Source organism: Gallibacterium anatis DSM 16844 = F 149, from assembly GCF_000379785.1.
GTDB classification, from domain to species: domain Bacteria; phylum Pseudomonadota; class Gammaproteobacteria; order Enterobacterales; family Pasteurellaceae; genus Gallibacterium; species Gallibacterium anatis.
In genome coordinates, this window is the sequence record NZ_KB903685.1 from 1 (window position 1) to 23,157 (window position 23,157).

Below are 23,157 nucleotides of genomic sequence, written 5' to 3' on the forward strand. Positions count from 1 at the left end.
GCCGCCACCGCTTTGTCAAACGCAGTCTTGACCGCTTTTGCAGTTGCAGCAAAGACAGATGAGTCTTGATTAACGCTATCTGTTAATTGCACAATACCACTTGTCGTTAAACTACCTTGCTCGATTTCATGCGTGTGTCCGTCGTTTACTACGAGATTAGTTGTGTCTTTCGTAATTTTTTTTGGTGTATTTTTCCCAAATAGCTCATTGATTTTCGCTTTCAGCCATTGCGTGCGATTTGCCAGCTGCTTTTGCGGTTTATTTGAGATACCGTCTTCACCGCCGACAACGGGGTCGCTTTCTTCGATACGATAAATCTCATTTTCCCACTTATTTTCTTCTCTCAATCCTGCCATGTTTGTCTCCTTTTTTTTATTTTTAAATTGAGCCGTGGTTATAAGCGCCGTTATAAGTAGCCCTGTTGTTATAAAGTAACGGCGCAGATTTATAATCTAAGATGCCGAGCACGCAGCGCGCCGGCGCATAGCCGCGCAAGACCTTTTTAATTTCTTCTGCTTGATCACGCGTGATTGGTTTTGAGAGCTTAATGCCGTAATACGCCCACTTTTCTGCAGCCGGAATCGCAGCAACAGATTGATTTGAGCTGTAATCACGTAAGATAAGCCCTTCATCAATTTCAATCTCGCCATAACCAAGTTTGCGCATTACTTCTCGAATGCTGTATGGCGTGCCTTTATAGCGATGCAATTGCACGGCATTGTTGATTAATGCAGACTTAGATTGATCCGTTTCAGCGACAAACATTCCGTCATAGCCGGTCATGCTCCATTTTTCGGCGAGCAGTGGCATCACTTCATCCGGTAACAACTCGACTAATGTCGTCATAATTTGACGTTTTTGCGTAAGATTAAGGCGCTTGCCGAGCTCGCATAACGCGACAAATTTATCACTTGCGGCAATAATGACCGGGTACTGTAAATTAGCCATCCTGACGCACCCCATTTACATTAATTGTGGCTGACGTGCAGTTCGCCCATTCTGTGGCACTGACCACCATTTTCGCCGGCTGATTAATCACAACGTCATAAACCCCCTCAACACGTAACACTTGCATTAACGCACTTGGTACGACGTCCATCCCCAACTTTCTTGTACGAGTAGAGAGGTAATTCAGCAACGCATCTCTCGCTTGCGTTTTGACGATGTCCTCGCGATAGCCTTGCAATAATGTCAGTTCGGCAATGATTTGATATTCGCGCACTACGGGCGATTTAACGCTAACCACGTCGCACAATGGGCGACGTGTCTCGGCGGAGAGGTATTGCTTAATCTCATTTTTCAGGCGTTCATCCGGTACACCGGTGACGGTAAGTGGGTAAATATCGACTTTTCCGCCTGCTGGAGTAATCACAGCAACATCAACTATCGCTTGTGAGACGGAGCGCGTGTAATACTCATACGCTGCCACCGAACCACAAGTGTTAAAGGCTTCTGGTGCGGCTAAAATCCGCAAGCGATAAGCATCATCATCTTCCTCTTCAATGCCACCTGAGGTGATGTCAATATTGGTAACGGTAACCTCTTTGTCGGTGGCAAGTTTGCTTTTTAAGGTTTTAACACGTCCGATTTCCCAACCATTTCCAAGTATGCCAGTAACTGTCGCTTCCGCTTCAATTTCGACATAACTAATCAGTGGGGTAATCACGTCATCAGCAATCGTGGCAAAACTAAGTTGGTCAGTAACCGCTACGACTGTGCCTTTAGGAATTAAAATAGATTGATGCTCACCGGCAACACTAAAACGCAACACACAACGTGCCGCCTTATCACGCAAGCGATAACAACCGAACGGCTCACCACATAAATCGAGGGCTAAGCCTGTGGCGTACTGAGGAAACGTCTGTAAAAAGGCTTCATTAATCCCTTTGCGGATTAACAACTCACGATAGGCATAGGTTTGAATAATTGAGCGTTCAATATGCGCTGGCTGTAATGTTTTGCCAGTACGTTGTTCGTAGTCTGCAATCGCTTCCGCTAAGATGACTTTGACATCATCCGCAATAATTTTAACATCCTCTCTTGCTTGACTAACCATAGTTCACCTCGGTTTTATAAATTTGTCGCTCCACGTCCTCACGTAAGCACCAGCGAATATCAAAGTAAAAGTGCGGTGCTTCGCCGGTAACATTGACGCTCTGCACCACAATCCGTGTTTCCCAGCGTTCTAACGCCGTCCAGATTTCACGCACGATATTTGGCACAGCCACATCAAACGGCTGGTCGATGTAGTCAAAATGATTGCTACCAAACTCGGGGCGCAAAATATCGCTGCCCTTTCGGGTAGCCAAAATATTGCTGATACATTGGTGGATATCGTTTTCACCGGTAATGGCGATGTTATCACCAAGTTCCGGCGAGAGTTGCCAATGGATATGGGTAATTTGTGTCTTCATAGCCCTGAGAATACAGGGCGGAGAGAAAAATTGATTTTAAAGGGCTTTAAAGATTTATGCTGGCTTGCCGGTCTTAGACGGCCCACTAGCAACATTGACGTGAACGTGGTTTTTAAGGCTAATGCCATCAGCAATGACATCACCGCCATTTACGGTAATAGTGCCGCTGTTAACATCAATATTGCAGTTATTCACAATCACTTTGCCGCTGGTGTGGATAGTGAGGTTGCCGGTTTTACGGTTATGCTCAATGGTGGTGCCGTTGCTAAAATTTTTAAGCCAAATATCATTACTTGATGCCGGTGCCGGGTCTTGATTATTGTAAATCGTCCCCAGTACACAACCGCCTTCACCACGAGCATCGAGCAAAATAGCCACCAATTCACCCACATCAGGCAAACAATAAAACTGATTACCGCCGGCATTCGGTGTTAAAAACGACAACCACGCCGTTTCAAAATCTTCCAGTGCTGGAATTGTCGCTTTAATTTTATGTCGTTTAGCATCCACTTGCGAGACAATGCCTTCTTGATAAGTCGCTGCAAAATTATGGGTTGGTGCTTGCGTCATTTGCTATCTCCTCAATAAATTCTAACATTCGGATTTCAAGACTAGTGGTATAGCCGTTTGAACGGGTAAAGCTATGATGTGCGGATTTAATCAAATACTTGCCGCTAAACATCCCCATTTGTGTCAGCATAATGGTATTACCGGCGACCAGCTTCGGATTACCGATAACAGTAATATCGCCAGCTTGTTGATCATCATTTTGCTGATGCAATGCGGCTTCTGCTCGTGCATTTATCTGTTCTTGACTCTCGCCTCGTGTTACCACTTTTAATGTATCTTCATTGCTAGCTTTCGCTTGTTTTTTGTTCGGACGTTTGCTTTTAGTCTGCCGTTCGGCTTTTATTGTTTTTTTCTCATCGGTATTAAAACCGGCAATCTCAACCTTTTTTACTGTATCTTTTATACGGTCACGCAAGCGGATGGAAAGTGTTTGCGTTAAATCTAGCATCGCTACCGGCGCACGTTGTTCAAGACTTTGCATCGTGGTAAATACTAACGTTTTGCCGACAATCTTAAAGCTATGGTTATACTCGTGAGCTAATCGGGTTAAAAACTCAACATCACGCTCCTGATATTGGGTAACACGTTTAATCGGGATGTTGGCGACCGTGCCGGTCACGTTCAGTTTTAAGCGTCTTGCCACCTCACGCACAATCGCCGCTAAGGTGGTATTTTCGTACGCTTTCGGTTTTAAGGTGCGGTTAGCTTTGCTGATACCGGTGCTTAACGCCCGTAACGTTACCACCGTACCGCTTTGGCGGTCATATGACCACTCAATCTCATCAATTTCAAACGCCCCTAAATTGACCAGTGGTGCGCCAACATAGCCAAGCAATAAGCGTAATTCATCGCCCTGCGTCGGAAACCAGTTGCGGATCCATTTACCCTCAATATCCTCAAAGGTCACCTGTAATTCATCGGATTGGTCGGCGAGGTAGTCAGTATAAGTCAGTTCTTTTAAATAGGGCTTAACATCCGTTGTGATGTTACTTTTGCCATAAAAAAGTTGAAAGTCGGGCTGACTGACGGTTAAATTCATTCTGCCTCCTGTATCCACGGCGGTAAATCAGCTTGTGAATCGGTTTTCACATGAATAATTGGCACATACAAAACCTCACCGCGCGGCAACACCTCGCAAAATGAGAGATGTGGGTTAGCGTTAATTAAGCGATTGATTTCGCCGACATCGCCGTAATAGCGATAAGCCAATAAATCCCAACGCTCACCCTCACTAATCGTGTGCTGAATTACTTTATTCATCGCGCACCTCGTTATTATCTTCACGTAACACAATCCACGCCGTCATTTGCGTAACCGGCTCGCCAAGCCGTTCAAGCACAGCATCACAATTATCTAGCGCTTTTACCCCAACATCGAACCATTCACTCAATTCACTGTCGTTTAAACCTTGCTTAAACGCACTTTCAAAGACGTTTAAATTGTCGGCAATCTCGGCTATATCGCGCATAAAATAGGTGGTACCGCTTATACCTTGTGTCAGCAGTTTAAAACTGTCGCTCAAACCTAACATCTCACCTAATGGCGTTAAGGCGCCACCAACACGTTCAATCACTGCCGGCAACTGTGCCAACGCACTTGCCGGATCAGCGGCTAATGTTTTGATCAATGTTGTTGCATTACGCACATCATTAATCACCCGTTTGGTCTGCTGATAGAGCTGCACCCCTTTTGTCACTAAGGTTTTAGTTTGATTAATCGCTTTCACCGCACCAGCAGGCAACAATGCCCCGATAGGTGAATTTGCCCCGAATTGCAACGCCAAACCGAGAATATCTTGTCCCTGTTCCCCGACAAACTCTCGTAAGGTCACTGATACTTCACGTGCCAGTGTATTGCCGAGCGCATCGCTGTACAGAGCTTGGCTTTGTATATCGACAATGACAAAATAACCTTTAAACTGATTAAAACCGATCACTAATGCCAACGCTTGTTGATTTTCCTTGGCTAAAATCAACTCCTGATAACGCCCATCGACCGAGCCAAGCATATAGTGCAGATTAAGATTTAATGTGAGTTCAGTCAGTTCATTACCGATAGCTTGCAAACGTGGACGACCGCTTAGCACATCGTGTTGGGCATAGGTCGCACTGTGTTTTTCATCCAACGCTGTCGGTGCATTTAACAAATCAAAGGCGATATGCCCTAATAACGCATAACTCATTAGTAAGCCCTCCGCATTTTTTGATCTACGACACGATTAATCAGCTGTTCAAACTCGCGCAAGCTCATCTGTAAACCTTGCTGTACTTGTTCAATTACGCCTTGCCCAGACGCACCATTGACATTAATGGTTGGATTAAAATTAACAACTATTCCATCGCGTGGCTGCGGTGCTGCATGCGCATTTTGTGCTTGCATTGTGTGCTGCAATGACTCGTATTGTGTATTTGTAGTTTGTTTTTGCGCAAAGTTAGCTACCACTGGTTTTTCTGTTTGTGGTTTCGGCAAGACTGTCGCAGATGCAATGTCTTTAATACCACGCCACATCTGAGCGAAGAGTGATGTTGAGATGATAGCAGGTGTCGCTTGTTTTTGTGCCAAAACTGTCGGTGCCGGCAGATTCACAACCGGTTTTTGTGACACTATTGGCTTCATTGCTTGTACTGTTTTTGCGTGTGGTGTGTGCGACTTAGCTATTTTTTGTTTTTGTGATGACTGACGACGCAAATGTGCCGGTAAATAAGCCGCTGTCAGCGCAGCAGTGGCGTTATCTGCGGCACGACGATTCACGCCACGAGGACGTTGTCTTGTGGCTTTGGTTACCTTTGTCGGCACAGTAACCACCGGTTTAAGCTGCGGCGTTATCTTAACCAATGTCTGTGCAGTATCCACTACCGGCGTAGTTGGCTTAAGTTTAGGCGTTGCAGCGACCAATGTGTGCGCTGTATCTGCCACCGAGGTAGTTGGCTTGAGTTTTGGCGTCGCGCTGGTCAAGGTACGTGCAGTGTCAATCACCGGTGCAGTCAAGGTCTGTGGCATCGCTTGCTGCATTTTTTCACCCATACCACTCACCGCATTAGCGACTTTCATCGCTGATTTTGCTACTCCGATGACTAAGCCATCCACCGTGTTTTCACCGTAACCCATAAATACACGGCTCGGGCTGTGGATACCTAATTTTTTCGCAAACCAATTTTTGACGCTGTCGCCGAGTGCACTCACCGTCTGTTTTGCGCTATCCCACGCCCGATTGATGCCGTTCACCAAGCCGTTAATAAGGTTTTTACCAAATTCGGTAAAATTATTAGGTAAATCGACACCAAACCACGACAACACGCCGGCAAAGACTTTGTAAAATAAGCCGAGCGGTGACCAGTTAAGGATAGTGGCGGTAATGTTGCCAATCCCCGAGTGAAAAAAGGCGTTGATGTTATCCCAAATCCCACTAAACCACGCCGCCGCTTGCGACCAAATGCCGCTAATCCACGTCCACGCTGCATTAAATTTAAGTTTTACCCAATCCCACAGCTGTCCGAAAAAGGCTTTGATTGGTGCCCAGTAGCGGTAAATTAGGTAGGCGGCAAGCGCGATACCAGTAATGGCAAGCCCAATCGGATTAGTGAGCATTGCGCGCCCTAAAAAGAACAGTGCTTTGCCGGCGAGCATTATGCCTTTAAACAATGCGCCCATTAACACTTGTGCTAATTTAGTCGCGACAAGCACCGTCTTGCCAATAAATCCAGCGAGTGCGATAAAGCTGCGCCCCACAAACGAGAGCACTAAGCCACCAAGTCGCAGTAAACTGCTGCCCAAAAACAAAACGGCTTGCGTTGCTGCCTTTATCCCCACAAGCAATTTCCCGCCAAAAATCGAGCCTAGCTGCAACAATAGCGGCAAATTAAAGCGCACAAGTTTAGTTAACAGCATAACCCCCGAATTTACGCCAGCGATAATGCCTTTGCCTGCAGTAAAGACGGCTAATACCCCGCTAAAAGCGCCATTTAACGCTAAGATAGCGGCAACACCTGCACCAATCCCAACGCTTCCTTGTACAATAACGGCGACCAATTCTTGATGCTGTGCAATCCAATCGGTAATGCTATAGATAAGCGGACGGATTTTATTGATGACCTTATTGATAATGGGCAAAAATTGGCTACCAATGTTGATAGCAATTTCGGTAAAGCTATTTTTAAGCAGTTTCAGACTATTTTCGGTAGTCGCCGCGCGGGCAGCAAATTCACGCTCCATTGAACCAAGATATTTCGGTTTGCCTTTTTCATCGGTCTGCTGCAAGGTTTTTAAGCTATCTTCCAACACATTGACATTACCAGCTAAGACAGCAACATCGTCAGCATATTCAAGCCCAAATAAATCAACCAAAATGCCCATTTGCTTTTCTTTAGGCATATGCTGGATTTTTTTCAAAAAACCGACTAAGGCTTGCTCGCCATTTTTAGCAATATCTGCTTTTAATTGCTTTGCGCTAACGCCCACACTAGCTAACGCTGCCTGAAATTTCTTACCGCCCTTGTCGGCAGTCATCAATTTGGTCAACATACCATTGATTGCGGTACCAGCGACTTCCGGTGCTTTACCCAAAGAAATAAAACTGTTTGCTAACGCCGCTGCCGCATTTTCGGTTAAGCCAAATTGCTTAGCCACACCACCAATTCGACCAAGTGTACTAACAATATCGCTGGCTTTGGCTGGACTGGAGTTTGACAATTCGTTGATAGCATCACCTAATTTTCCAATTTCCTTAATCGGAATTTTATACACGTTCGCTAGTTTTGCCATTGCATCGCCACTGTCTTCAGCGGACATATCAAAGGCAACCGACATCTTAGCAATCGTCGTGGTAAATTCTTTTAAATCCTCTTCAGCTACACCAAGCTGCCCACCAGAGGCGGTAATGGCGGCAAGCTCTTCGGATGTCATTGGTAACGTGCGAGTAAGTTCTAAGATATCTTTTGAGAGGTTTTTAAATCCTTCAGGCGTTTTAAAATCAACGACTTTCTTAACATCTGCCATTGCACTTTCAAAGGCAATCGCTGGCTTTGAGGCAGCAAGCACTGTCGAACTTAATGCAGATAAGGTAGAAGCAGCGCTACCTAGACTAATCCCTGCCTGTGTTGCCAACGCTGTTAGCTTATTTTTGGTAGATAGTGTGTTGTCGCGAAAGAGTTTAAGGCTATTAGAGAGTGATTTAATCCCCCTTACTGCACCAGTAACAGACGCACCAATGATTAAAGATATTGCTAAATTCGATCCCATAAGTTATAGTCCCTTTATTAGGTTTATGAGGAGGTAGTGATGAAAATTATTTTTGAAATGGTTTCAACTGCGATCATTACAGTAATCGCACTGTCTGCCTTTTTTATTGTTAGCATTTTAGGTGGTATGATTTACACCACCTATCCAATCACAACCACCGTAATTGGGGTTATTTCGGCTATCTTGTTTGTACTTTGGCTTATTGGCACTGTGTTTAACCGTAAAGCCGCTAAATAGCGGCTTTCGTATAATTTGCTTTGATCTGACGCTTTGCCTGCTGATACCATATTGAAACATCATCCAATGTCATTTCTTCAAGCTCACTTGGTTGCCAACCGAACCACCACGCTAAATCCGCTAATACCTCATCTATTTGGCTAATGCCGACTTTCCCTTTAGCATTTTTTCAATAACTACCGAGGCTTTAGTAAAATCAGCCACATCAAGCTCATCAATATCTTCAGGGACTAATCCCGTAAGGGCAGCAAGCAATTCAATACTTTGCTCCACCTCCGTTGTGCTGCGCAATTTACGAATATCTTTGGCTTTTGCACGACGAATATGCAATTCGGTAATCTCTTTGCTCTCACCATCACGGATGGGGTAATCTAATTTCACGATTTCGGTCATAAAAAAACTCCTTAGTAGGTTATGGTTAATTTCTACTAAGGAGTTTACTTAAACAGGTTTAAATTTGATTTTAAAGCGCTTTAAAGATTTTTATTGACCAATATTGGTGCGGTATTTTTGTAAAATATCCTGTCCTGCAACACGATATTGGTTACTGAAGGCATCATAGAACAGCACTTCTTTGCCATTGATCATTTGCTTCACTGAATGCACCTGAAACGTCATCGGATATTCAGTTGGCTCTTTCTTGTATTCACCAAGATTGACCTTGCTAAACATCGCATTTAATGTCAGCACCAACGGCACTTCTTCCGCCATCCCCGCCGCATTGAAGACTTTCACATCGGCACGTACCATCAGTTGGGCGGTTTTAAACGGATTGCCGGCAACTGCTGCCACTTCCGGATAATAGCCGTCCCACGTGACTTCACCTTCTAAAGCGTTCACCTTACTTGGTAGCTTAATCACACCCACTAAGCCTAGATTGTCGTGTTCAGTAAACTCCACTTCAAACTCAGGCAATTTGATGCTTTTCGCTTTGCCAATTAAGCTGTTGCCGTTGATATAGACATTGGCATTATCGACTTGATTGATGACTGCACTCATTATTGTCCTCCGGAAACTAAATTCACTAAGTATTTACGCGTAACGACACTGGTGTTGGTGATCCGTTCCGCCGGAATTTTCGGCGTAAAATCGTATTGAATCGGCACTTGCCCATTACTGAAGGCATCGACCAAATCCGCATCCGGATCAAGCTGCACGCTGAAACCGACAATGGATTTTAACGTGCCCATATAGGTTTCCACCGTGCTTAATAAGCTGTCCAACAAGGCATCATCAATCGTTGAATCCATATATTGCAACTCGGCACGGCGGATACTTTCGTCGATTAAATCGGCAGTGCGTTGTACCGTTTCGAAATTGCTGATATGGGTATTGGTCGGGTAGCTGGCATTGCGGTTACCCCAAACGCGGAAACCGGTGCCGAAACTGTTAAATACGGTGGTAATCCCGACCGCATTTAAGCGATTGGTTTCGCTTTGTACATCGTCAATACGTGCTGTTAATGCCACTTCAACGCCCTCTACGCCTTTTAATTGACGGTTGGAAATACTGTGCCAATAACCTTGCTTCACGTCGGTCAACATTCGCAAACCGGCGGCGTGAGTAGCTAAACTTTCCAGCGTATTGCGTTCACCTAACAGATACGGGTAAAAGAGCTGGGTGCGGTCGGAACTGGTCTTAAAGTTAATGCTGCCTTCCGGACCACGTCCGGCAATCGCTTGCGATAAGGTGGTTTTCGGCGGTGCAGCAACATAAGCGACCGCATTTAAACGTGAGGCATAGGTTTCCAATGCCGCTGCCATTGTCGCTGTGGCGTCATATTGCGGGCAGATCAACACTTTGGCATCGGCACCGAACAAGTTAAAGCCGGCGGTGAGCAATTCAAAACCGCTGCGCGCTTCGGTGCGAGAATCAACGCCGCCTTTAATCTCGGCTTCCGTGACCTTGCTTGGATCGGCATAGCTGTAAGTTGCTTTCAACTGTGGCGCATTGCGTGCTTTCAGCAAAGTGATTTCACCGGTTAATAAATCGACACGGTAATCTGTGCCTTCAACCAACACCTCTTCGTTATCTTTTAGCGATAACTCGATTAAGCCGACATTGGCAGTTTGCGCAATTAAGGTCATTGCATCCAACGTTAACGCTTCTTCGCTGACGGTGGTGCGATGTTTGCTTGGATCTAACACATTGATCACATAGACTTGACCGGCGGCGTAACGGCTTAAAATATCCAACGCATCACAAAGTGAGTAGCCTCGGTCTAAGAGGTTGCCGAATTGGGCAAAATCTTTTTTGGTGACACAACATTTCAGGACATTGACATCACCGATTGGGGCGGTGCCGACAATGCCGATAATCGCGCCGTCTGCTTGGCCGACATGGACACTGCCACCATTGATTCGGATCGTTTCTGCGCCGTGATGATAGGCTGCTGGCATTAGTTTTCTCCTTTTTTAGGTTTTAATTTTTTATCGAGCGGTTGCCCTTGACGGCGCAATATCGCTTCGACAAATTTCGGTTTATGTTGTGGACTGAGCTGCTCAAGCTGCACGGTTTCGGTCTCAAATTGCAGTTGATATTGCCAAATTCCACTCTCTTCATCGTTGAACTGTTCACTGACCAAATAGCACTTGCCGCAGTTCGGTGGCTGAAAGCCGGCAATACTTAAGCGCAACTGATCAAGCACTGCCAACGCGCCGTTGTCGTTGTGTAAATTGCGACTGATCACGGTCAGCATCAGACGCAATTTGCGAGTTTGACTGACCACATCACTGGCACGTAAAGCACCAAAGGTGGAGCCGACATAGCCAATCAACACAGCGCCGTTGGGGTGCGCCAGATAATAATCACTTGGATTATCCGGCATTAACTCCACCTGCCAATCCGGCAGGGCAGCACTTAACTGCTGTTGAATGGCGGTCAAAATCGGGAGCGTGGCAGACATCAGTAACCGTCCGTATTCAGTTTTTGTGCCGAACGCACTTTAAATTCACCGCTGTCGGCTAACAATTCGCCCGGCTGTTGGTTATCGCCGGCATCGGCAACACCTAAGTGCAATTTGCCGGTGGCGATTTGTTCCAATTCTTTAATCGCCTGTTGGTAGACCTCTTTCACCGTTTCCGGCATTTTCATCTCCGGTCGGCGCGCATAGAGCCAATAACGTGCCAAGGCGCAAGCGTGCGACTCAATCAGTGTCGGCGTATCCTGTAAAGGCAACGGATAGCGAGAGCGCAACGCCGCATCAATCCGCTCTTCGGCAAAGCGAATCGCCATCTCAATCACCGGCAAGGCAATCTCGGTTGCTCGACTGTCGTCATTACTGAGCTGGATCAGGATTTGTCGGCTGAAAGTCGCTATCAAGCGCTCCGTTGTGATATACATTATTTCGCCTCTTTCGCTGTTTTGGTTTTTGCTGTAGCTTCAGCGTCCGCTTTAGCATTTACCGACGTTTCGACTTCGGCTTTAGCTTGCTCCGCTAACGCTTGTGCTTTGGCTTGTGCTTCCGCTTTTGCCTTTTGCGCAGCACTGTCGTCTTTGACGGTAAGGTAGTGCGACAAACGTTTGTATTGCGCTTCGAACAAGTTAATCTCCTCGCCCACGTCGTAACGTTTACCGTTATGCAAAATCGCCGTATGCGCCACAATGCAGGTCAGTAAGGTTTTGCTGGATGGATTTGCCATAGTTTCTCCTCCTATAACAAGCAGTCTTTAATCAGATAGCCGGCAGGCTTACCAACCAAGTGCGGTTTGTGAATGTCGGTGGTACGCACCACTTCCAATTTGCCGCCGTTTTCGACGTAACGGTCAACAAACAAGCCACCTTTGCGACGTACGGTATAACCGTAACTTGGCTCATACACCGTGCCTTTTTTCTCGGTTGAGCGCGGCGCAACATATGCCAACACCACGGTATCCGTCCAAATATCTTTGAGAGTATTGGACTCTTCATAAACTGCCTCACCGATTTTGACGGTGTCGACATCAATCAATTTGGCAAAAATCTCTGGTGTGATAATGCCAGTTTGCACATATTTGATTTTTTCAATGACCTTTGGATGACTTTTTAAGACTTGCCACACATCACCGGCAATAATGCAGACATTGGCTTTACGCCCGATGGAACGTTTAATTGCCCGTTTTGCCGCATCAAAAATCGCAAATGGGTCGGAGTTTTCGTGGCTAAACTGTGATTCACCGGATAACACGATTTTGTTAGTGGTGTCATAGTTGGCTTCATTTTGCGCCGCATCCGCAATCGCTTTTTCACGTCCGAGTGCAATCACATCTTGAGTGGTGTTAAGGGCAAATTGACGCAATGAGAAAATCGCCTCGTTCTCTTCACGGTAGTCAATCGCATATTCAACATCGTGTTCTTCCAGCGCCACATCAATCGCCCCGATATCTTCCGGCTCTAAGCGGTTTGAGGCACCGCGCAAGTTGCGCACGGTACTCGGCAGGCGGAACGCCAAGCGTCCGAACGTCGGAATTTTGCCGGCTTCTTTGTCGATTTCGACCACCGGCATTAAGGTTTCACCGACCAGTTCGTTGTTGTAATAGCCCTGTGCCAGTTGGGTTAAGACCGGGTCTTGAACACGTAATTTTGCTAAATTGTGTGCAGCCATTAATTATCTCCTTTTAGTTAATTATTGGTTAATTGCGTTAAACGCCTCAACGTAACTGACGTTGTGCGCTTTCATATAGGCTCGGACTTTTTTGTCCATCTCAATGCTTGCCGGATCAGTGCCTTCGGCATATTCCACGCTGTCATCTTTTGGTTCAGCGACTTTGTCTTTGGTCGCCACTTCCGCAAACTCAACCGATTTCGGCAGTTCAGTTAAAAACGCTTTTAAACGCTGTTTAAAGTCATCTTCCGAAAATTCAGTACTGTCATGCTCTGTATTCAGCAATGCGAGCGCAGCCTCTTTCTGCTTCGGTGAGAGCTTGCCTTCCGCAACCAAACTTTCCGCAAATGCCGCATTTTCCGCGTGCATTTTTTCGCGCTGCGCTTGTGCCTGTGCCGCTTTTAGCTGTGCATTTTCAGCTTCAAGTTCCGCAAGACGTTGCTTTTCTTGTTCCGACATAGTTCCTCCTTCATTTGGTTTCTCATCGGGTTCATTAAAAATAGGTGAGGGTGGTGTTTCATAGGTTTGCTTTAAGTCTTCGCGTGTTGCCTCTTCTTGCAAACTTTGCACTTGCCACGCTGGCAAAACACGGTCAGCATCATCTAAGCCAAACTTATCAATAAAAAAATCGCGCAACCGTTGCCACAACGAAGCATTGGTCCAGTCGCTAAACTCAACAAATTCGGTATCACTGTCGGCGAACATCGGATCTTTTAAGCCTTTGACCGCCGGCGGCATTGCGCCTAAAAAGCCGACGTGGCGTAAATAAAAGCCTTCCGGTTTTGGATTGTTGGCGCTGTTGGGCAAATAAAACGCCGCCGAGATTTTTTTAAACTTGCCTTCACGCACCAACTCGGCAAATTCACTGTCGACCTGTTGCGGTTCGGCTTTTAACACCTCGCCCTCCGCCACTAAGCCCTTAATCCAGCCATAAGCCGGGTTGTCGTGTTTCGGATGACCGATCACTATTGGCGCTTCGTGGTACTGGGTGCTGTAATTGGCGGCAATGGTTTTTAAATCATCGGCGGTAATGGTGATGGTGTTACCGTTGGCATCTTGCCGAGTGCCGGCACGAAAGATTTCGATAAGTTCCATAGCGTCTCCTTTGAATTGATGACGCTAGTGTAGCGATTGGGCATATAAATTGATTTTAAAGCCCTTTAAAGATTTTAGATGGGAGAGTGAGAAAGAAAAAAAGGAAAATAACGGCAGAATAGATTTTTAATATCGTTTAAATGCCGTTTAAATCTTTCAGGGTGCGTTTAAATTTTTTCAGATGATAAATCATATTGCCGAAAGAGAAAAACGCCACAGTGTGCGTTTTATGGCGTTTTCTAAATTATTTCATTTGCGATAGCTGTCGTTGCAATAATGCTGCCGCTTTATCCAGTAATTGCTGTTTATCCCGATCATTCACACCCAACCACGGACGAGCCGGAATTTTTGACTGTTTAGCAAAGACGGTATTGCCGTCTTTACCAAATTTTAATCGCTTGCCTTTCTTCGGTTTAATCACGCCACCAAATTGATGTAAGCGAGCATATTTAGCATCAGAGCCAAATTCCACACCGTTGTCATCGTAGTTGTATGCCGTTCTTTCAGACAAATAGCCCCGATGTTTTAAGATTTTGTCGTTACCTTTGATTTCTTGCGTAATCGGTGAAAGCGGCTTCCACTTTTTGCCATCCGGATCAACTTCTTGCTTAAAACGTGCCTTATGGATTTTTTTCAGGGTTTCGCCAAGCACACCGTAGAGTTTTTTCGGGTGCTGCAGTTGGATCGCAATCTTTTGCAATTCAGGAATGGCGCGGTCGTCTAGGGTAATTTTGATCATTGTCACACTCCAATAATTAGGCTAAAAAAGAAAGCGTGGTAATGTTGCCACGCTAACAAAAGGAAATTTAAAATGAACAAACAACAAGCAGATGAAACTGCATTAAGATTAACTGAAATCATCATCAACGCACATCACGCTTATATGCTTCCACAAAGCGATAATTATGAGCAAATCGCTGATGATGTTGTTTCGCTTATAGAAGCGATTTCAGAACGATTACAACGTTCAAAACTTAGTTAGATTCTGGATAATCCGAAAGTATTTTCAGGTTTTCCAGATAATATTGTAAAGATGTCTTGCCATTAGCAAGCTGTTGTAATAAAGCCGATTTAATGTCGGCTTTTTCTTGTTTGGTCAGCTGTTTAGGATAGCGGCTTCCAAATTTTTCTTCTTCCCAAAATTTCATTTTTTCTCCTTTATGTTGATTAAAAAATATTCTTAGACTATAGTATTGTTTAATTCTCTGTAAGCGGGTTTCCTACTGGAAAGGTTACGCTGGTTTCCACCGTATTATCCTGTTCGAATCAGGCAATGCTTACAGAGATCCCCATAATAATTCAAACGCATTCAAACTTTGCAAGTGTCGCTCATCAATTAAGCTGCCAGTAGTAACACTATTTAAGTGATATTTTTGATTTTTTTTCGTCAACCTATCTTTCAAATTAAATTTATACTCCAATTTCACCGCAATCTTTTTTCCTTGTGGTGCGTCATAAATAAAAAGCAAGGTGTTTAAATTTTTATCTGGGTTTTCAAAATGCTCTTTCCGCTGCAAAAGTATGGCTTTCGGCGCTTGCAAATAAGCAGGTAATTTTTCCCAGAATGACAACGGCACAGCAATGTTTGCACTCTCTTTTAGCTCGCGCAGCGAATGCAATAAACCTTTCCGCTCAATGGCGATAACCGCCGAATTAGAGGGGATACCCGCCGCCGTTAATTTATCAATGATCGCCTCGGGCAAGACGCCAAGTAATTTAACATCTTCAATGGCTGGTAAATCGGCTTTTGTGGCAACCGCTACTTTGCGCGCCCAGTCCTGAAACGCGCGGGCGTGTAACGCCATAATCTCAGGCTGCACCAGCAAATCATTAACCGCCTTTGAGGCAAAAAGCGGATCAGCCGTTACCATCTTTTGCATTAACATTTTGTCGACGCTATCCAGTCGCCCCGCCTTCAGGTTGTCAAAATTATGTGGCGTAAAACCGGCGTCGTAACCTTTCGGCAAGGTCACCGCACGCGGGTTGCCGCTGCGCACGCCGACCGTTTTGCTCTCATATTGGATCTCGACCGGTGGCGATACGGTACGCCCCATCGCTTTAAGGTCGTCTTCATCGTGGGCGATCACGGTACAATGGCAACCATACGCCTTAATCGGGTAGTAATAGCGCCAAAATGGGTCATTGGCGGGACGAATAGTACCGTCAAGCTCCACGTGCGCCGGTCGTGGGTGAGCATTATCATTATGTTGATATTCCCAATAGGGCATCACATCAGCTAAATCCAAATGTTGTTGCAAGCGTCCACGATTGTAGGCGGCGTAAACGTTGGTATCGTAAATAATCCGTGTACGCCAGTTACGCCCACCTTTATATTGCCAGCCGGTTTTTGCCACAATCTCATCAAAGCGTTGGCGAAATTCCTCCAATGTACCGCTTCGCTCAATCGCTTCATCCACCGCTTGCCGCAATGCCAATAACACTTCATTGCGATTTGCCCCCGCCACCATAAAAAAGTAGTCGTGTTCTTCGCCTAACACATCTAAATAGCTGTCGGTCGGTAAGTTGAGTTTTTTGGCAAAATAGCGTACTTGCTCTTCAAAACTAAAACCGCTTTGCACTGTCATTTTTTGCTCTCCTCAACCACGCTATACCGTCCGGCAAATTCGGCAGTAGTACTTGCCCACGCCATCACTTTGCCATACTCGGCGAAGGTCAGTTCCGGAATCAGACTATCAAGCTGGTTGCGAAAATCTTCCAAACTCTCCGCTTGTGAGAGCTTGTCTTGCACCTGTTGTAACCAGTTTTCGACATAAGGCTCACCCTCCACTTCGAGCTGTTCAACAATACCATCGGCGATATTTTTTGGCATTTCTGGTTCGGCAAACTGGGCTTGTGGCTTATCCGCCTTTTCAGTGGCTAACTCAATATCGCCGTCCTCAAAGTTGTAGGTGCGTTGCAGATATTGCGGAGTAAACTTCACGCCAACACGCGATAAAATCTCATCACGCTCCGCCTGTAATTTATCGACACTCTCTTGCTCAAACAGCTCAAACTTCGGCAACTGTTCCACATTAAAATTAAGTTCACAAAGCCAGTTTAAAAGCTGGTTAAACACGCTTTCAACCAGACGCGCATCATCGTTGCGGATATCTTCCAACACTTCCAGCCCGGCAGTAGCACTGGCACGATTACTGTCAGCTTCGGTCGTTTGGTCTTGCCCTAAAATGGCAACACTGATTTCCGATTTACAGTAACGCAAAAAGTCATCAAACACTTGTGAGCTGCCGCCTTTGCTAGCGCTTTCCAACAAATCAATCGAACTGTCGTCCGGAATAGCCGCCACCGCTGTACCAAGCATTTGCTCTAAACTGTCTAATAAATCTTCGGTTTCAGTCGGGGTAGAAGTGCGTGGATGTTTACCGACTAACCACGGCGAGCCATATTTTTCAGTGAACTCTAGCCAAAATTTAAACCCGCCTTTTTTAAAGGTTGCTGCCCAAAAGCATTTACTTAAATCACCTTGTCCGTATGGATTTTCATAAGTGGCGTCTTGGGTGGCGAGTAAAAATTTCTTCTCCGGCAATGTAATACCATCAAAATAATGGTCTTTGGTGCGTAGTTTTAATTGATTATCTTCATCAAAAATAAACCATTCCTGTGGTTTGCCCTGAATATCAAGCGGTTGCCAAATACCCTCCGCATAACGCCACACCACCTCCAACGCTTGGTAACCGAACAGGGTAGCGTTTAAAATTTGTGACATAATTTGATGGAGTGGGAGCGCATCAAAAATCGCTTCAAGTTGCTCATCAACGTCTTCACGTCCGGTTGGCGTGATTCGCCATTCTAAGCCTTTGACCGCCGCTTTACGTCGACGGACACAACCGGCAACATGACTATCTGCCAACACTTCGCGATAAGCACTGATATCTCGCCCCATCTTTTTTAGCACCGGATCAGGGTTTGGCAAATAATAGCCGATGGCGTAGTAATCTATCGCCTGTGCTCGGGTCGCAATCACGTTGATCATATCCTGTTTTTTATTCGCCATTTTAATATCCCTCTGTCATTCTTTTACTTTGTCGTGGTTTACGGCTAGACGCTTTCACCGGCAGCAATATCGCCTCATTGGCTGCCAACAGCGCCAAAAAACACGCCCACGTGCGGTCAGCGTGTCCGCTACTGTCGTTTTCCGCCACAAAGCGAGGTTGCCCCGTTGAACCTGTGACTTTTTTGAGCTTGTGCAAATCTTCACGCAAGGCATTATCACCTTGTGGTATGCGGATTCTTCTATCTTCAAACGCATTTTTGCCGATGGTCGCCATATTAAGTTTAGTTGCCACGTTAAACAGCACGCCTTGTACTCGCTGTTTGCCGTGTTGATATTGGGCATCTTCCACCATTTTTTCACCCATTCCGGTTTGGTCTAGGTTACAAGCAATGACGTTGTATTGGTGCATTACACGATCCAGCTCAGCTAATTGTTCACGCAAAGTAACACGTTTTAGCGTAACAATTTCCCGTGTCCAATAAACATCACCAACCAGTTCTAGCACCCAAATCACCGTTAAGTTGCTACGTACAGCAATATCCATCCCAATAAAGCACGGGTTACCGGTGTAATGTTCAGGCAAACCTGCCAAAGGGTGTTCAACGCTGTCAATTAAGTCATAAGAAAGCCAACTGCTGGCTTCATCCAACCATTTCAGTTCAAACTCCTGCGCCCACGCATCCTCATCATTTAAGCCTTTACGTAGCTGTTCAATATCTCGCGGTAAGCCGTCAGCGACCGCTTGATAAATATCGACCGTATGTCGCGACCATTCGGTATTGTCAAGGTCAGTCATCAACTCATAAAATTTATTGCCTTTGCCGTTGGGCGTGGAAACTACTCGCAATTTCCAACCAGCGGAGATTACCGGAAACAAAGCCTTCCAAATCTCACGACTGTCTTGATGAAAGGCAAACTCATCCAAAAAAACATTGGCACTAAAACCACGCGCGGTGTCTGGATTAGCGGGTAACGCGGTGATTTTGGAACCGTGCGGAAAAATCACCTCTAAGGCGTTAATGGTGGGGTCAAACGGCACTTCGGCGATTTTGCAAGTGACGCCCACCGCCTCAAGGTGGCGTTTAACGCCCTCATTGATTGCCTCTTTGGCTTGGCGCTCCCCACGCGACAAAATCACCCAACGAGCTTTCTCACCACGTGCTTCTGCGGCTAGGCAATCCAACACAATTTCTAATGTAGTGGTAAAAGTTTTGCCGGTCTGACGGGCAAACATTGCCACTTTGAAACGGCTGTTATCCTGTAGCCAACGCTGTTGATAGCCATACAATAGGGTGTTAGTCGCTAATGCCATAGACCGCTCTCATCATTTTTTCTACATCGGCAATCGCCATTCCGGATTGTTTACCGGCTTCTTCAACCGCTTTGGCGGCTTGTGCAATCACATCTTCACGGATTTCTTTTTCGCGTTTATAGTTGACTGACTGTGCTTGCTCAATGCGTTGCGCAACTAACGCTAATTGCCCCAATACTTTCGGGCTAATTTCTTTTCCCGATTCGCTCATACTCATTGATGTTTCAAAGGCAAGCGTTTTAACAAACTCAAGCAATAATTTACCGACGTCGCTGTCGGGCATTTCGCCAAGCTGCTTTGTCCACACTTCCGCCATTTGTCGACTTGCCCGAATTTTTGCCCCAAATTCTTCCATACGCGAGGCATAGCGATTTAAGCCGGTACGACTTAATTTCATTTCCGCCCCTAGTCCCGCTTCATCAATCAAACTGTTGATATACTCAAGGATATCTTGTTGACTGTGCGATTTATCGCGCAAACGCAATAACAATTCTTGACGGATATGAGGTGGCAATAAATCCACTTTTGAGGCACGTCCTCGTGTTTTTTTATCACTCATTTAAACCTCCTTTAAATCGGGTTTGATGTCGGTTTAAATCAGCGCAACAGCGGCTTTTTAACGCCATACACTTCGGTGCGACCTTGTGCTACCTCCAGCCCGCGAGCCGTCAAATACGCGACATAACAGCCGGCGACATCTTTAAGATCAATTAAACCTTGTTCTTTCAGCCAAAGCAGATGTGAACGCACTTGGTCACGACTGATGCGGTGTCCGTATAAGTCTAGGCAATCTTGTAAAATACTTTCGTTCGCATCGTTATTCGCTTCCACTAAAGAGCGTAAAATTACTAAGCGTTGGTCTTGTGCAAAAATATTGTACTTATCCATTTTTTACTTCCTTTTCTATCAACAGTTGTACTTGATGGCTTAAGCCCTCCACTTTAGTAGCGATTTTGTCGCTTTTGCCGTCCAGCTTTGCCATTAAGATTTTGATTTCGGCAAGGTCGCTGGTGGTTGGCAAATCCTGCACTTTGGTTTCCAGTGCGTCCAAGCGGTGTTCGTTGGTGCTGACTGTCTGTTTCAGGCTGTGCATTTCTTCACGTTTGATGTACTTGCTGTCCATTGTCAACCTAACAATAAACCCGACAAAACCGGCAACAGAGAGGATAATCCCCCAATGTTTTTGCACTACATCAAGGATTTCGCTCATTGCCTACCTCCTTGTGACAAATTGCCCGATAGGTTTGGTTATGCGCCCATATTTGACGCAAGGTTTCTGTCGTGTCGTTGCGACTTGCTTTAATCAGACCAAAACCGGCACAACTGCTATTCGTTACGTAAATCGCCGGCTTGCTGCAAGCGGTCAACAACATCATCACGGCTAACGCTACGGCTGTTTTCTTCATTTTTGTTTTTCTCCCGATAATTGCTAATTTGTGCTTGTGCCACTGCCTGTTGCTGTTTAAGCCGCTCAGCAATTTGTTGATAGGTGGCGATTTGCTTTTTCGCCTGTGCCACTTTGAGCCACAAAAAAGCAAACAGCACACCGAGCAAGGCGATGATGGTTAGCCAGATATAAGCACTTAATGTCATTGTTTATCTCCTTTATTGCCGATTGCATTAGCAAAACCTTTGGTCGCCGCACCGCCGGCACAAAAAATCGCAAAAGTCATAAACAGCTCCGGCGTATAGCTGCGGTCTAAATAGACGCAATACGTTAAAATCCCTGCCATCAGCAACGCCCCGAAAAACTGGATAAAGGCGGTGGTTGATAAGCGACCGTTGTCGTTGGTAATCAGTTCACTTAATTTCATCGTCCTAGCTCCATTAACATTATCTGTGCTTTGGTTAGCCCACCATTTTGCCGCTTACTTTGTTGGGCAAGTTTGCTAATGGTGTACTTCTTTCTTCTGGGAGATTTAGGGTATTTAGTCCATTTTTTCATTTTTGCCCCACTTTTTATCACGCCATAGCACATAGCGGTATTTAATTTGGTCGCCAATGCAAACACCGATTGCTTCACCAATTTTGATGCAGCAGCCGACAATCAAGGCAATCATCGCAATCGCAAGTAGACTGATATTCATTTTTTGTTTGCTCCTTAATCTTTAAATAGATGGTCTTGGTTAATCACCTCACCGCTATCAAGCCACGTCCAGACGTCAAAGCAGGGACAATCTTTCAGCCATTCATTCGGGGTAATTGTGCCGTCGCCGTTAAGGTCGGGGCTTAAATCTCGATGCCCGCAAATGCGTGCTTGAGGATATTTGGCTTCTAGCTCCCGCAATAAGCGGTGCAATGCTTGCCACTGCTTGGCGGTGTAGCGTCCGTAGTTTTTGCCGTCAATGGTGATGCCGCCAACAAGGCAAATGCCGATACTGTTTTGATTATGCCCTTTAACGTGCGCACCGGTTTCGCCGACCTTGCGCCCGGTTTCAACAGTGCCGTCAGTGTCGATAATGTAGTGATAGCCAACGTGTTGTAGATGCGGATTAAAGGTGCGATACGCCCACGATTGACGCTTAAAGCCGCGTTGTTGATGCCAGCGATCAATCACTTGCGCAGCAGTTTCGGTTTTATTTCTGAGTTGCTTGCCGTTTTGGGTGGCAGAACAGTGAATCACGATTTTTAGGATGGGTAATGACATAAAAAACTCCCTTTAAACTTGGTTTAAAGAGAGTTTAAAACTTAGCGGTGAATTTTGATTTTAAAGCGCTTTAAAGACTTTAATCACATTTATTCTACATTCTCTTGCTCTCGCTGTTCTGTCATTGTTAAAATCAGTTTTAAATTTTCCTTTTGTTGACGGCTCGCATCGGCTAATACTGCCAGCAAGTCCGACATACCAATTAAATCAGGTGTAGCGCTATTTTCAGCAATTTCAGTGATATAACTTAAAAAATGCAAGGCACCTATCATGCGTTCATTATTTCTTAACAGATCTTCAAATTCAATTCTTAACATACGCTACCTCCTTATGCCTTTAAAGCGCTTGCAACAGCGGTTTCAGAACGGTTAATTTGGCGAGCAATGGCAGCTTTGGCGATGCCTTGTGCGTATAAGCGTCTAATTTCGCTTTTTTCTGCTTCGTTAAGTCGTTGCCCTTTGCGTGGGTGGAGCGGTTTGCCGTGATTGCTTTTCAGTAGGCTATTTTCACTTTCCAGCAAGGCAATATAACGGTCTTTGTCAATGGTGATTTGATTTTGTGGCAATGAGGGTGTTTGTCCCCCTTGACGGAGAAAGGTGGGGATATCGAGTTGTTGCTGTTGAGCGAGCTGGCGTGCCGCTTTTTCCATTTGGATAAAATAACGGCGTGCTTGTTGCCCAAGTTCTGAACGTTCTAACATACAAAGCTCTTTCGCCATATCTAGGGTGATGTGGTAATCAATGCGGTTATGACCTCCCCAAAAGCGGCTAAGTCCTTGATTTTCCCCGCTGCTCAAATTTGAGCAGCAAACATAATCTTCATTTTCGATGAAATTGTAATCAGTTATTCTGCGTTTAATCCAATCTTTGAATAGCGTTTGAATTTTTAATTTTTCGTGAAGTTCACGAGCATTGATAAGTTGAACGGTTTGATTTTGAAGTGAACCTGTAAAGGTTTTAATATTGAAGTGTGTCATCTTGTTTAATCCTATTTGATAATAGACCCTATTTTGGATAGGGCGACCGACAGCCCAAAACTGTAAACAAGAAC

General features: G+C 45.4%; 35 protein-coding genes. 2 read left to right on the forward strand and 33 right to left on the reverse strand.

What is annotated here, in order from left to right; all coding sequences use genetic code 11:
* From A3EO_RS0104190 to A3EO_RS0104230, 9 genes are all read right to left on the reverse strand, one after another.
* On the reverse strand, nucleotides 1-356 hold a 356-nt coding region (locus A3EO_RS0104190), incomplete at its 3' end, for a tail fiber protein (protein WP_026210997.1).
* A gap of 22 nt (nucleotides 357-378) precedes the next feature.
* Nucleotides 379-948, reverse strand: a complete 570-nt coding sequence (locus tag A3EO_RS0104195) for a phage tail protein (protein ID WP_018346142.1) — start codon at nucleotides 946-948, stop codon at nucleotides 379-381.
* Nucleotides 941-2,056, reverse strand: a complete 1,116-nt coding sequence (locus tag A3EO_RS0104200) for a baseplate assembly protein (RefSeq protein WP_018346143.1) — start codon at nucleotides 2,054-2,056, stop codon at nucleotides 941-943. Before A3EO_RS0104200 ends, A3EO_RS0104195 begins: the two co-directional genes overlap by 8 nt.
* Nucleotides 2,049-2,414 (reverse strand): GPW/gp25 family protein, encoded by a 366-nt coding sequence (locus A3EO_RS0104205; RefSeq protein WP_018346144.1) that lies wholly within the window; start codon nucleotides 2,412-2,414, stop codon nucleotides 2,049-2,051. The genes A3EO_RS0104200 and A3EO_RS0104205 overlap by 8 nt, the downstream gene beginning before the upstream one ends.
* 54 nt (nucleotides 2,415-2,468) lie before the next feature.
* The gene (locus A3EO_RS0104210) at nucleotides 2,469-2,984 is read right to left on the reverse strand and encodes a phage baseplate assembly protein V (RefSeq protein ID WP_018346145.1); all 516 of its coding nucleotides are present in this window, start codon (nucleotides 2,982-2,984) and stop codon (nucleotides 2,469-2,471) included.
* Entirely contained in the window at nucleotides 2,962-4,023 is a 1,062-nt protein-coding gene (locus tag A3EO_RS0104215; protein ID WP_018346146.1) for a phage late control D family protein, read from the reverse strand. The genes A3EO_RS0104210 and A3EO_RS0104215 overlap by 23 nt, the downstream gene beginning before the upstream one ends.
* On the reverse strand, nucleotides 4,020-4,244 hold the full coding sequence (locus A3EO_RS0104220; RefSeq protein ID WP_018346147.1) for a tail protein X: 225 nt from the start codon (nucleotides 4,242-4,244) through the stop codon (nucleotides 4,020-4,022). Before A3EO_RS0104220 ends, A3EO_RS0104215 begins: the two co-directional genes overlap by 4 nt.
* Complete coding sequence (locus A3EO_RS0104225; RefSeq protein WP_018346148.1) at nucleotides 4,237-5,166, reverse strand: phage tail protein; 930 nt, start codon at nucleotides 5,164-5,166, stop codon at nucleotides 4,237-4,239. Before A3EO_RS0104225 ends, A3EO_RS0104220 begins: the two co-directional genes overlap by 8 nt.
* Nucleotides 5,166-8,222 (reverse strand): phage tail tape measure protein, encoded by a 3,057-nt coding sequence (locus tag A3EO_RS0104230; protein ID WP_018346149.1) that lies wholly within the window; start codon nucleotides 8,220-8,222, stop codon nucleotides 5,166-5,168. The genes A3EO_RS0104225 and A3EO_RS0104230 overlap by 1 nt, the downstream gene beginning before the upstream one ends.
* A gap of 39 nt (nucleotides 8,223-8,261) precedes the next feature.
* On the opposite strand from A3EO_RS0104230, the gene A3EO_RS0104235 reads away from it, so the two are divergent.
* Nucleotides 8,262-8,459, forward strand: a complete 198-nt coding sequence (locus A3EO_RS0104235) for a hypothetical protein (protein ID WP_018346150.1) — start codon at nucleotides 8,262-8,264, stop codon at nucleotides 8,457-8,459.
* Here A3EO_RS0104235 and A3EO_RS13785 read toward each other — a convergent pair.
* The 10 genes from A3EO_RS13785 to A3EO_RS0104280 all read right to left on the reverse strand — a co-directional run bounded on the left by A3EO_RS13785 (nucleotide 8,452) and on the right by A3EO_RS0104280 (nucleotide 14,875).
* Entirely contained in the window at nucleotides 8,452-8,604 is a 153-nt protein-coding gene (locus A3EO_RS13785) for a GpE family phage tail protein (RefSeq protein WP_322785348.1), read from the reverse strand. The two genes, A3EO_RS0104235 and A3EO_RS13785, sit on opposite strands and share 8 nt — an antisense overlap.
* Complete coding sequence (locus tag A3EO_RS0104240; RefSeq protein ID WP_018346151.1) at nucleotides 8,592-8,852, reverse strand: phage tail assembly protein; 261 nt, start codon at nucleotides 8,850-8,852, stop codon at nucleotides 8,592-8,594. Before A3EO_RS0104240 ends, A3EO_RS13785 begins: the two co-directional genes overlap by 13 nt.
* Before the next feature lie 90 nt (nucleotides 8,853-8,942).
* Nucleotides 8,943-9,458, reverse strand: coding sequence for a phage major tail tube protein (locus tag A3EO_RS0104245; protein WP_018346152.1), 516 nt, complete (start codon nucleotides 9,456-9,458; stop codon nucleotides 8,943-8,945).
* Nucleotides 9,458-10,858 carry a phage tail sheath family protein gene (locus A3EO_RS0104250; protein WP_018346153.1) on the reverse strand — a complete coding sequence of 467 codons (1,401 nt, stop codon included), beginning with the start codon at nucleotides 10,856-10,858 and terminating at the stop codon, nucleotides 9,458-9,460. The genes A3EO_RS0104245 and A3EO_RS0104250 overlap by 1 nt, the downstream gene beginning before the upstream one ends.
* Nucleotides 10,858-11,364: a Gp37 family protein gene (locus A3EO_RS0104255; protein WP_018346154.1), complete on the reverse strand. Its 507-nt coding sequence runs from the start codon at nucleotides 11,362-11,364 to the stop codon at nucleotides 10,858-10,860. The genes A3EO_RS0104250 and A3EO_RS0104255 overlap by 1 nt, the downstream gene beginning before the upstream one ends.
* Nucleotides 11,364-11,801, reverse strand: coding sequence for a DUF1320 domain-containing protein (locus A3EO_RS0104260; RefSeq protein ID WP_018346155.1), 438 nt, complete (start codon nucleotides 11,799-11,801; stop codon nucleotides 11,364-11,366). The genes A3EO_RS0104255 and A3EO_RS0104260 overlap by 1 nt, the downstream gene beginning before the upstream one ends.
* Nucleotides 11,801-12,100 (reverse strand): hypothetical protein, encoded by a 300-nt coding sequence (locus A3EO_RS0104265; RefSeq protein ID WP_018346156.1) that lies wholly within the window; start codon nucleotides 12,098-12,100, stop codon nucleotides 11,801-11,803. Before A3EO_RS0104265 ends, A3EO_RS0104260 begins: the two co-directional genes overlap by 1 nt.
* A gap of 11 nt (nucleotides 12,101-12,111) precedes the next feature.
* A complete protein-coding gene (locus A3EO_RS0104270) occupies nucleotides 12,112-13,041 on the reverse strand; it encodes a major capsid protein (protein ID WP_018346157.1) in 930 nt (309 codons plus the stop codon).
* Nucleotides 13,042-13,062: 21 nt separating this feature from the next.
* On the reverse strand, nucleotides 13,063-14,136 hold the full coding sequence (locus A3EO_RS0104275) for a hypothetical protein (protein ID WP_018346158.1): 1,074 nt from the start codon (nucleotides 14,134-14,136) through the stop codon (nucleotides 13,063-13,065).
* Between the two features lie 244 nt (nucleotides 14,137-14,380).
* The gene (locus tag A3EO_RS0104280) at nucleotides 14,381-14,875 is read right to left on the reverse strand and encodes a phage virion morphogenesis protein (RefSeq protein WP_018346159.1); all 495 of its coding nucleotides are present in this window, start codon (nucleotides 14,873-14,875) and stop codon (nucleotides 14,381-14,383) included.
* Between the two features lie 72 nt (nucleotides 14,876-14,947).
* On the opposite strand from A3EO_RS0104280, the gene A3EO_RS13320 reads away from it, so the two are divergent.
* A complete protein-coding gene (locus tag A3EO_RS13320; RefSeq protein WP_018346160.1) occupies nucleotides 14,948-15,118 on the forward strand; it encodes a hypothetical protein in 171 nt (56 codons plus the stop codon).
* On the opposite strand, the gene A3EO_RS13490 is transcribed toward A3EO_RS13320, so the two are convergent.
* From A3EO_RS13490 to A3EO_RS0104360, 14 genes are all read right to left on the reverse strand, one after another.
* Entirely contained in the window at nucleotides 15,111-15,284 is a 174-nt protein-coding gene (locus tag A3EO_RS13490; protein ID WP_018346161.1) for a hypothetical protein, read from the reverse strand. The two genes, A3EO_RS13320 and A3EO_RS13490, sit on opposite strands and share 8 nt — an antisense overlap.
* Nucleotides 15,285-15,413: 129 nt before the next feature.
* Nucleotides 15,414-16,721 (reverse strand): phage head morphogenesis protein, encoded by a 1,308-nt coding sequence (locus tag A3EO_RS0104295; RefSeq protein WP_018346162.1) that lies wholly within the window; start codon nucleotides 16,719-16,721, stop codon nucleotides 15,414-15,416.
* Nucleotides 16,718-18,148 (reverse strand): DUF935 domain-containing protein, encoded by a 1,431-nt coding sequence (locus A3EO_RS0104300; protein ID WP_018346163.1) that lies wholly within the window; start codon nucleotides 18,146-18,148, stop codon nucleotides 16,718-16,720. Before A3EO_RS0104300 ends, A3EO_RS0104295 begins: the two co-directional genes overlap by 4 nt.
* A 1-nt stretch (nucleotide 18,149) precedes the next feature.
* On the reverse strand, nucleotides 18,150-19,460 hold the full coding sequence (locus A3EO_RS0104305; protein ID WP_018346164.1) for a terminase large subunit domain-containing protein: 1,311 nt from the start codon (nucleotides 19,458-19,460) through the stop codon (nucleotides 18,150-18,152).
* Nucleotides 19,444-20,019 carry a DUF3486 family protein gene (locus tag A3EO_RS0104310; protein WP_018346165.1) on the reverse strand — a complete coding sequence of 192 codons (576 nt, stop codon included), beginning with the start codon at nucleotides 20,017-20,019 and terminating at the stop codon, nucleotides 19,444-19,446. The genes A3EO_RS0104305 and A3EO_RS0104310 overlap by 17 nt, the downstream gene beginning before the upstream one ends.
* 38 nt (nucleotides 20,020-20,057) lie before the next feature.
* A complete protein-coding gene (locus A3EO_RS0104315; protein WP_018346166.1) occupies nucleotides 20,058-20,348 on the reverse strand; it encodes a VpaChn25_0724 family phage protein in 291 nt (96 codons plus the stop codon).
* On the reverse strand, nucleotides 20,341-20,670 hold the full coding sequence (locus A3EO_RS0104320) for a DUF2730 family protein (RefSeq protein WP_018346167.1): 330 nt from the start codon (nucleotides 20,668-20,670) through the stop codon (nucleotides 20,341-20,343). Before A3EO_RS0104320 ends, A3EO_RS0104315 begins: the two co-directional genes overlap by 8 nt.
* Nucleotides 20,654-20,866, reverse strand: coding sequence for a hypothetical protein (locus A3EO_RS13090; RefSeq protein ID WP_039152396.1), 213 nt, complete (start codon nucleotides 20,864-20,866; stop codon nucleotides 20,654-20,656). Before A3EO_RS13090 ends, A3EO_RS0104320 begins: the two co-directional genes overlap by 17 nt.
* The gene (locus tag A3EO_RS0104330; protein ID WP_018346168.1) at nucleotides 20,787-21,053 is read right to left on the reverse strand and encodes a DUF2681 domain-containing protein; all 267 of its coding nucleotides are present in this window, start codon (nucleotides 21,051-21,053) and stop codon (nucleotides 20,787-20,789) included. The genes A3EO_RS13090 and A3EO_RS0104330 overlap by 80 nt, the downstream gene beginning before the upstream one ends.
* The gene (locus A3EO_RS0104335) at nucleotides 21,050-21,274 is read right to left on the reverse strand and encodes a DUF2644 domain-containing protein (RefSeq protein WP_018346169.1); all 225 of its coding nucleotides are present in this window, start codon (nucleotides 21,272-21,274) and stop codon (nucleotides 21,050-21,052) included. Before A3EO_RS0104335 ends, A3EO_RS0104330 begins: the two co-directional genes overlap by 4 nt.
* Nucleotides 21,275-21,388: 114 nt before the next feature.
* Nucleotides 21,389-21,547 carry a hypothetical protein gene (locus A3EO_RS13325; protein WP_018346171.1) on the reverse strand — a complete coding sequence of 53 codons (159 nt, stop codon included), beginning with the start codon at nucleotides 21,545-21,547 and terminating at the stop codon, nucleotides 21,389-21,391.
* Nucleotides 21,548-21,561: 14 nt separating this feature from the next.
* Nucleotides 21,562-22,107 (reverse strand): N-acetylmuramoyl-L-alanine amidase, encoded by a 546-nt coding sequence (locus tag A3EO_RS0104350; protein ID WP_018346172.1) that lies wholly within the window; start codon nucleotides 22,105-22,107, stop codon nucleotides 21,562-21,564.
* Between the two features lie 89 nt (nucleotides 22,108-22,196).
* Nucleotides 22,197-22,424, reverse strand: a complete 228-nt coding sequence (locus A3EO_RS0104355; protein ID WP_018346173.1) for a hypothetical protein — start codon at nucleotides 22,422-22,424, stop codon at nucleotides 22,197-22,199.
* Between the two features lie 11 nt (nucleotides 22,425-22,435).
* Nucleotides 22,436-23,083, reverse strand: a complete 648-nt coding sequence (locus A3EO_RS0104360; protein ID WP_018346174.1) for an antA/AntB antirepressor family protein — start codon at nucleotides 23,081-23,083, stop codon at nucleotides 22,436-22,438.
* Between the last annotated feature and the right edge of the window lie 74 nt (nucleotides 23,084-23,157).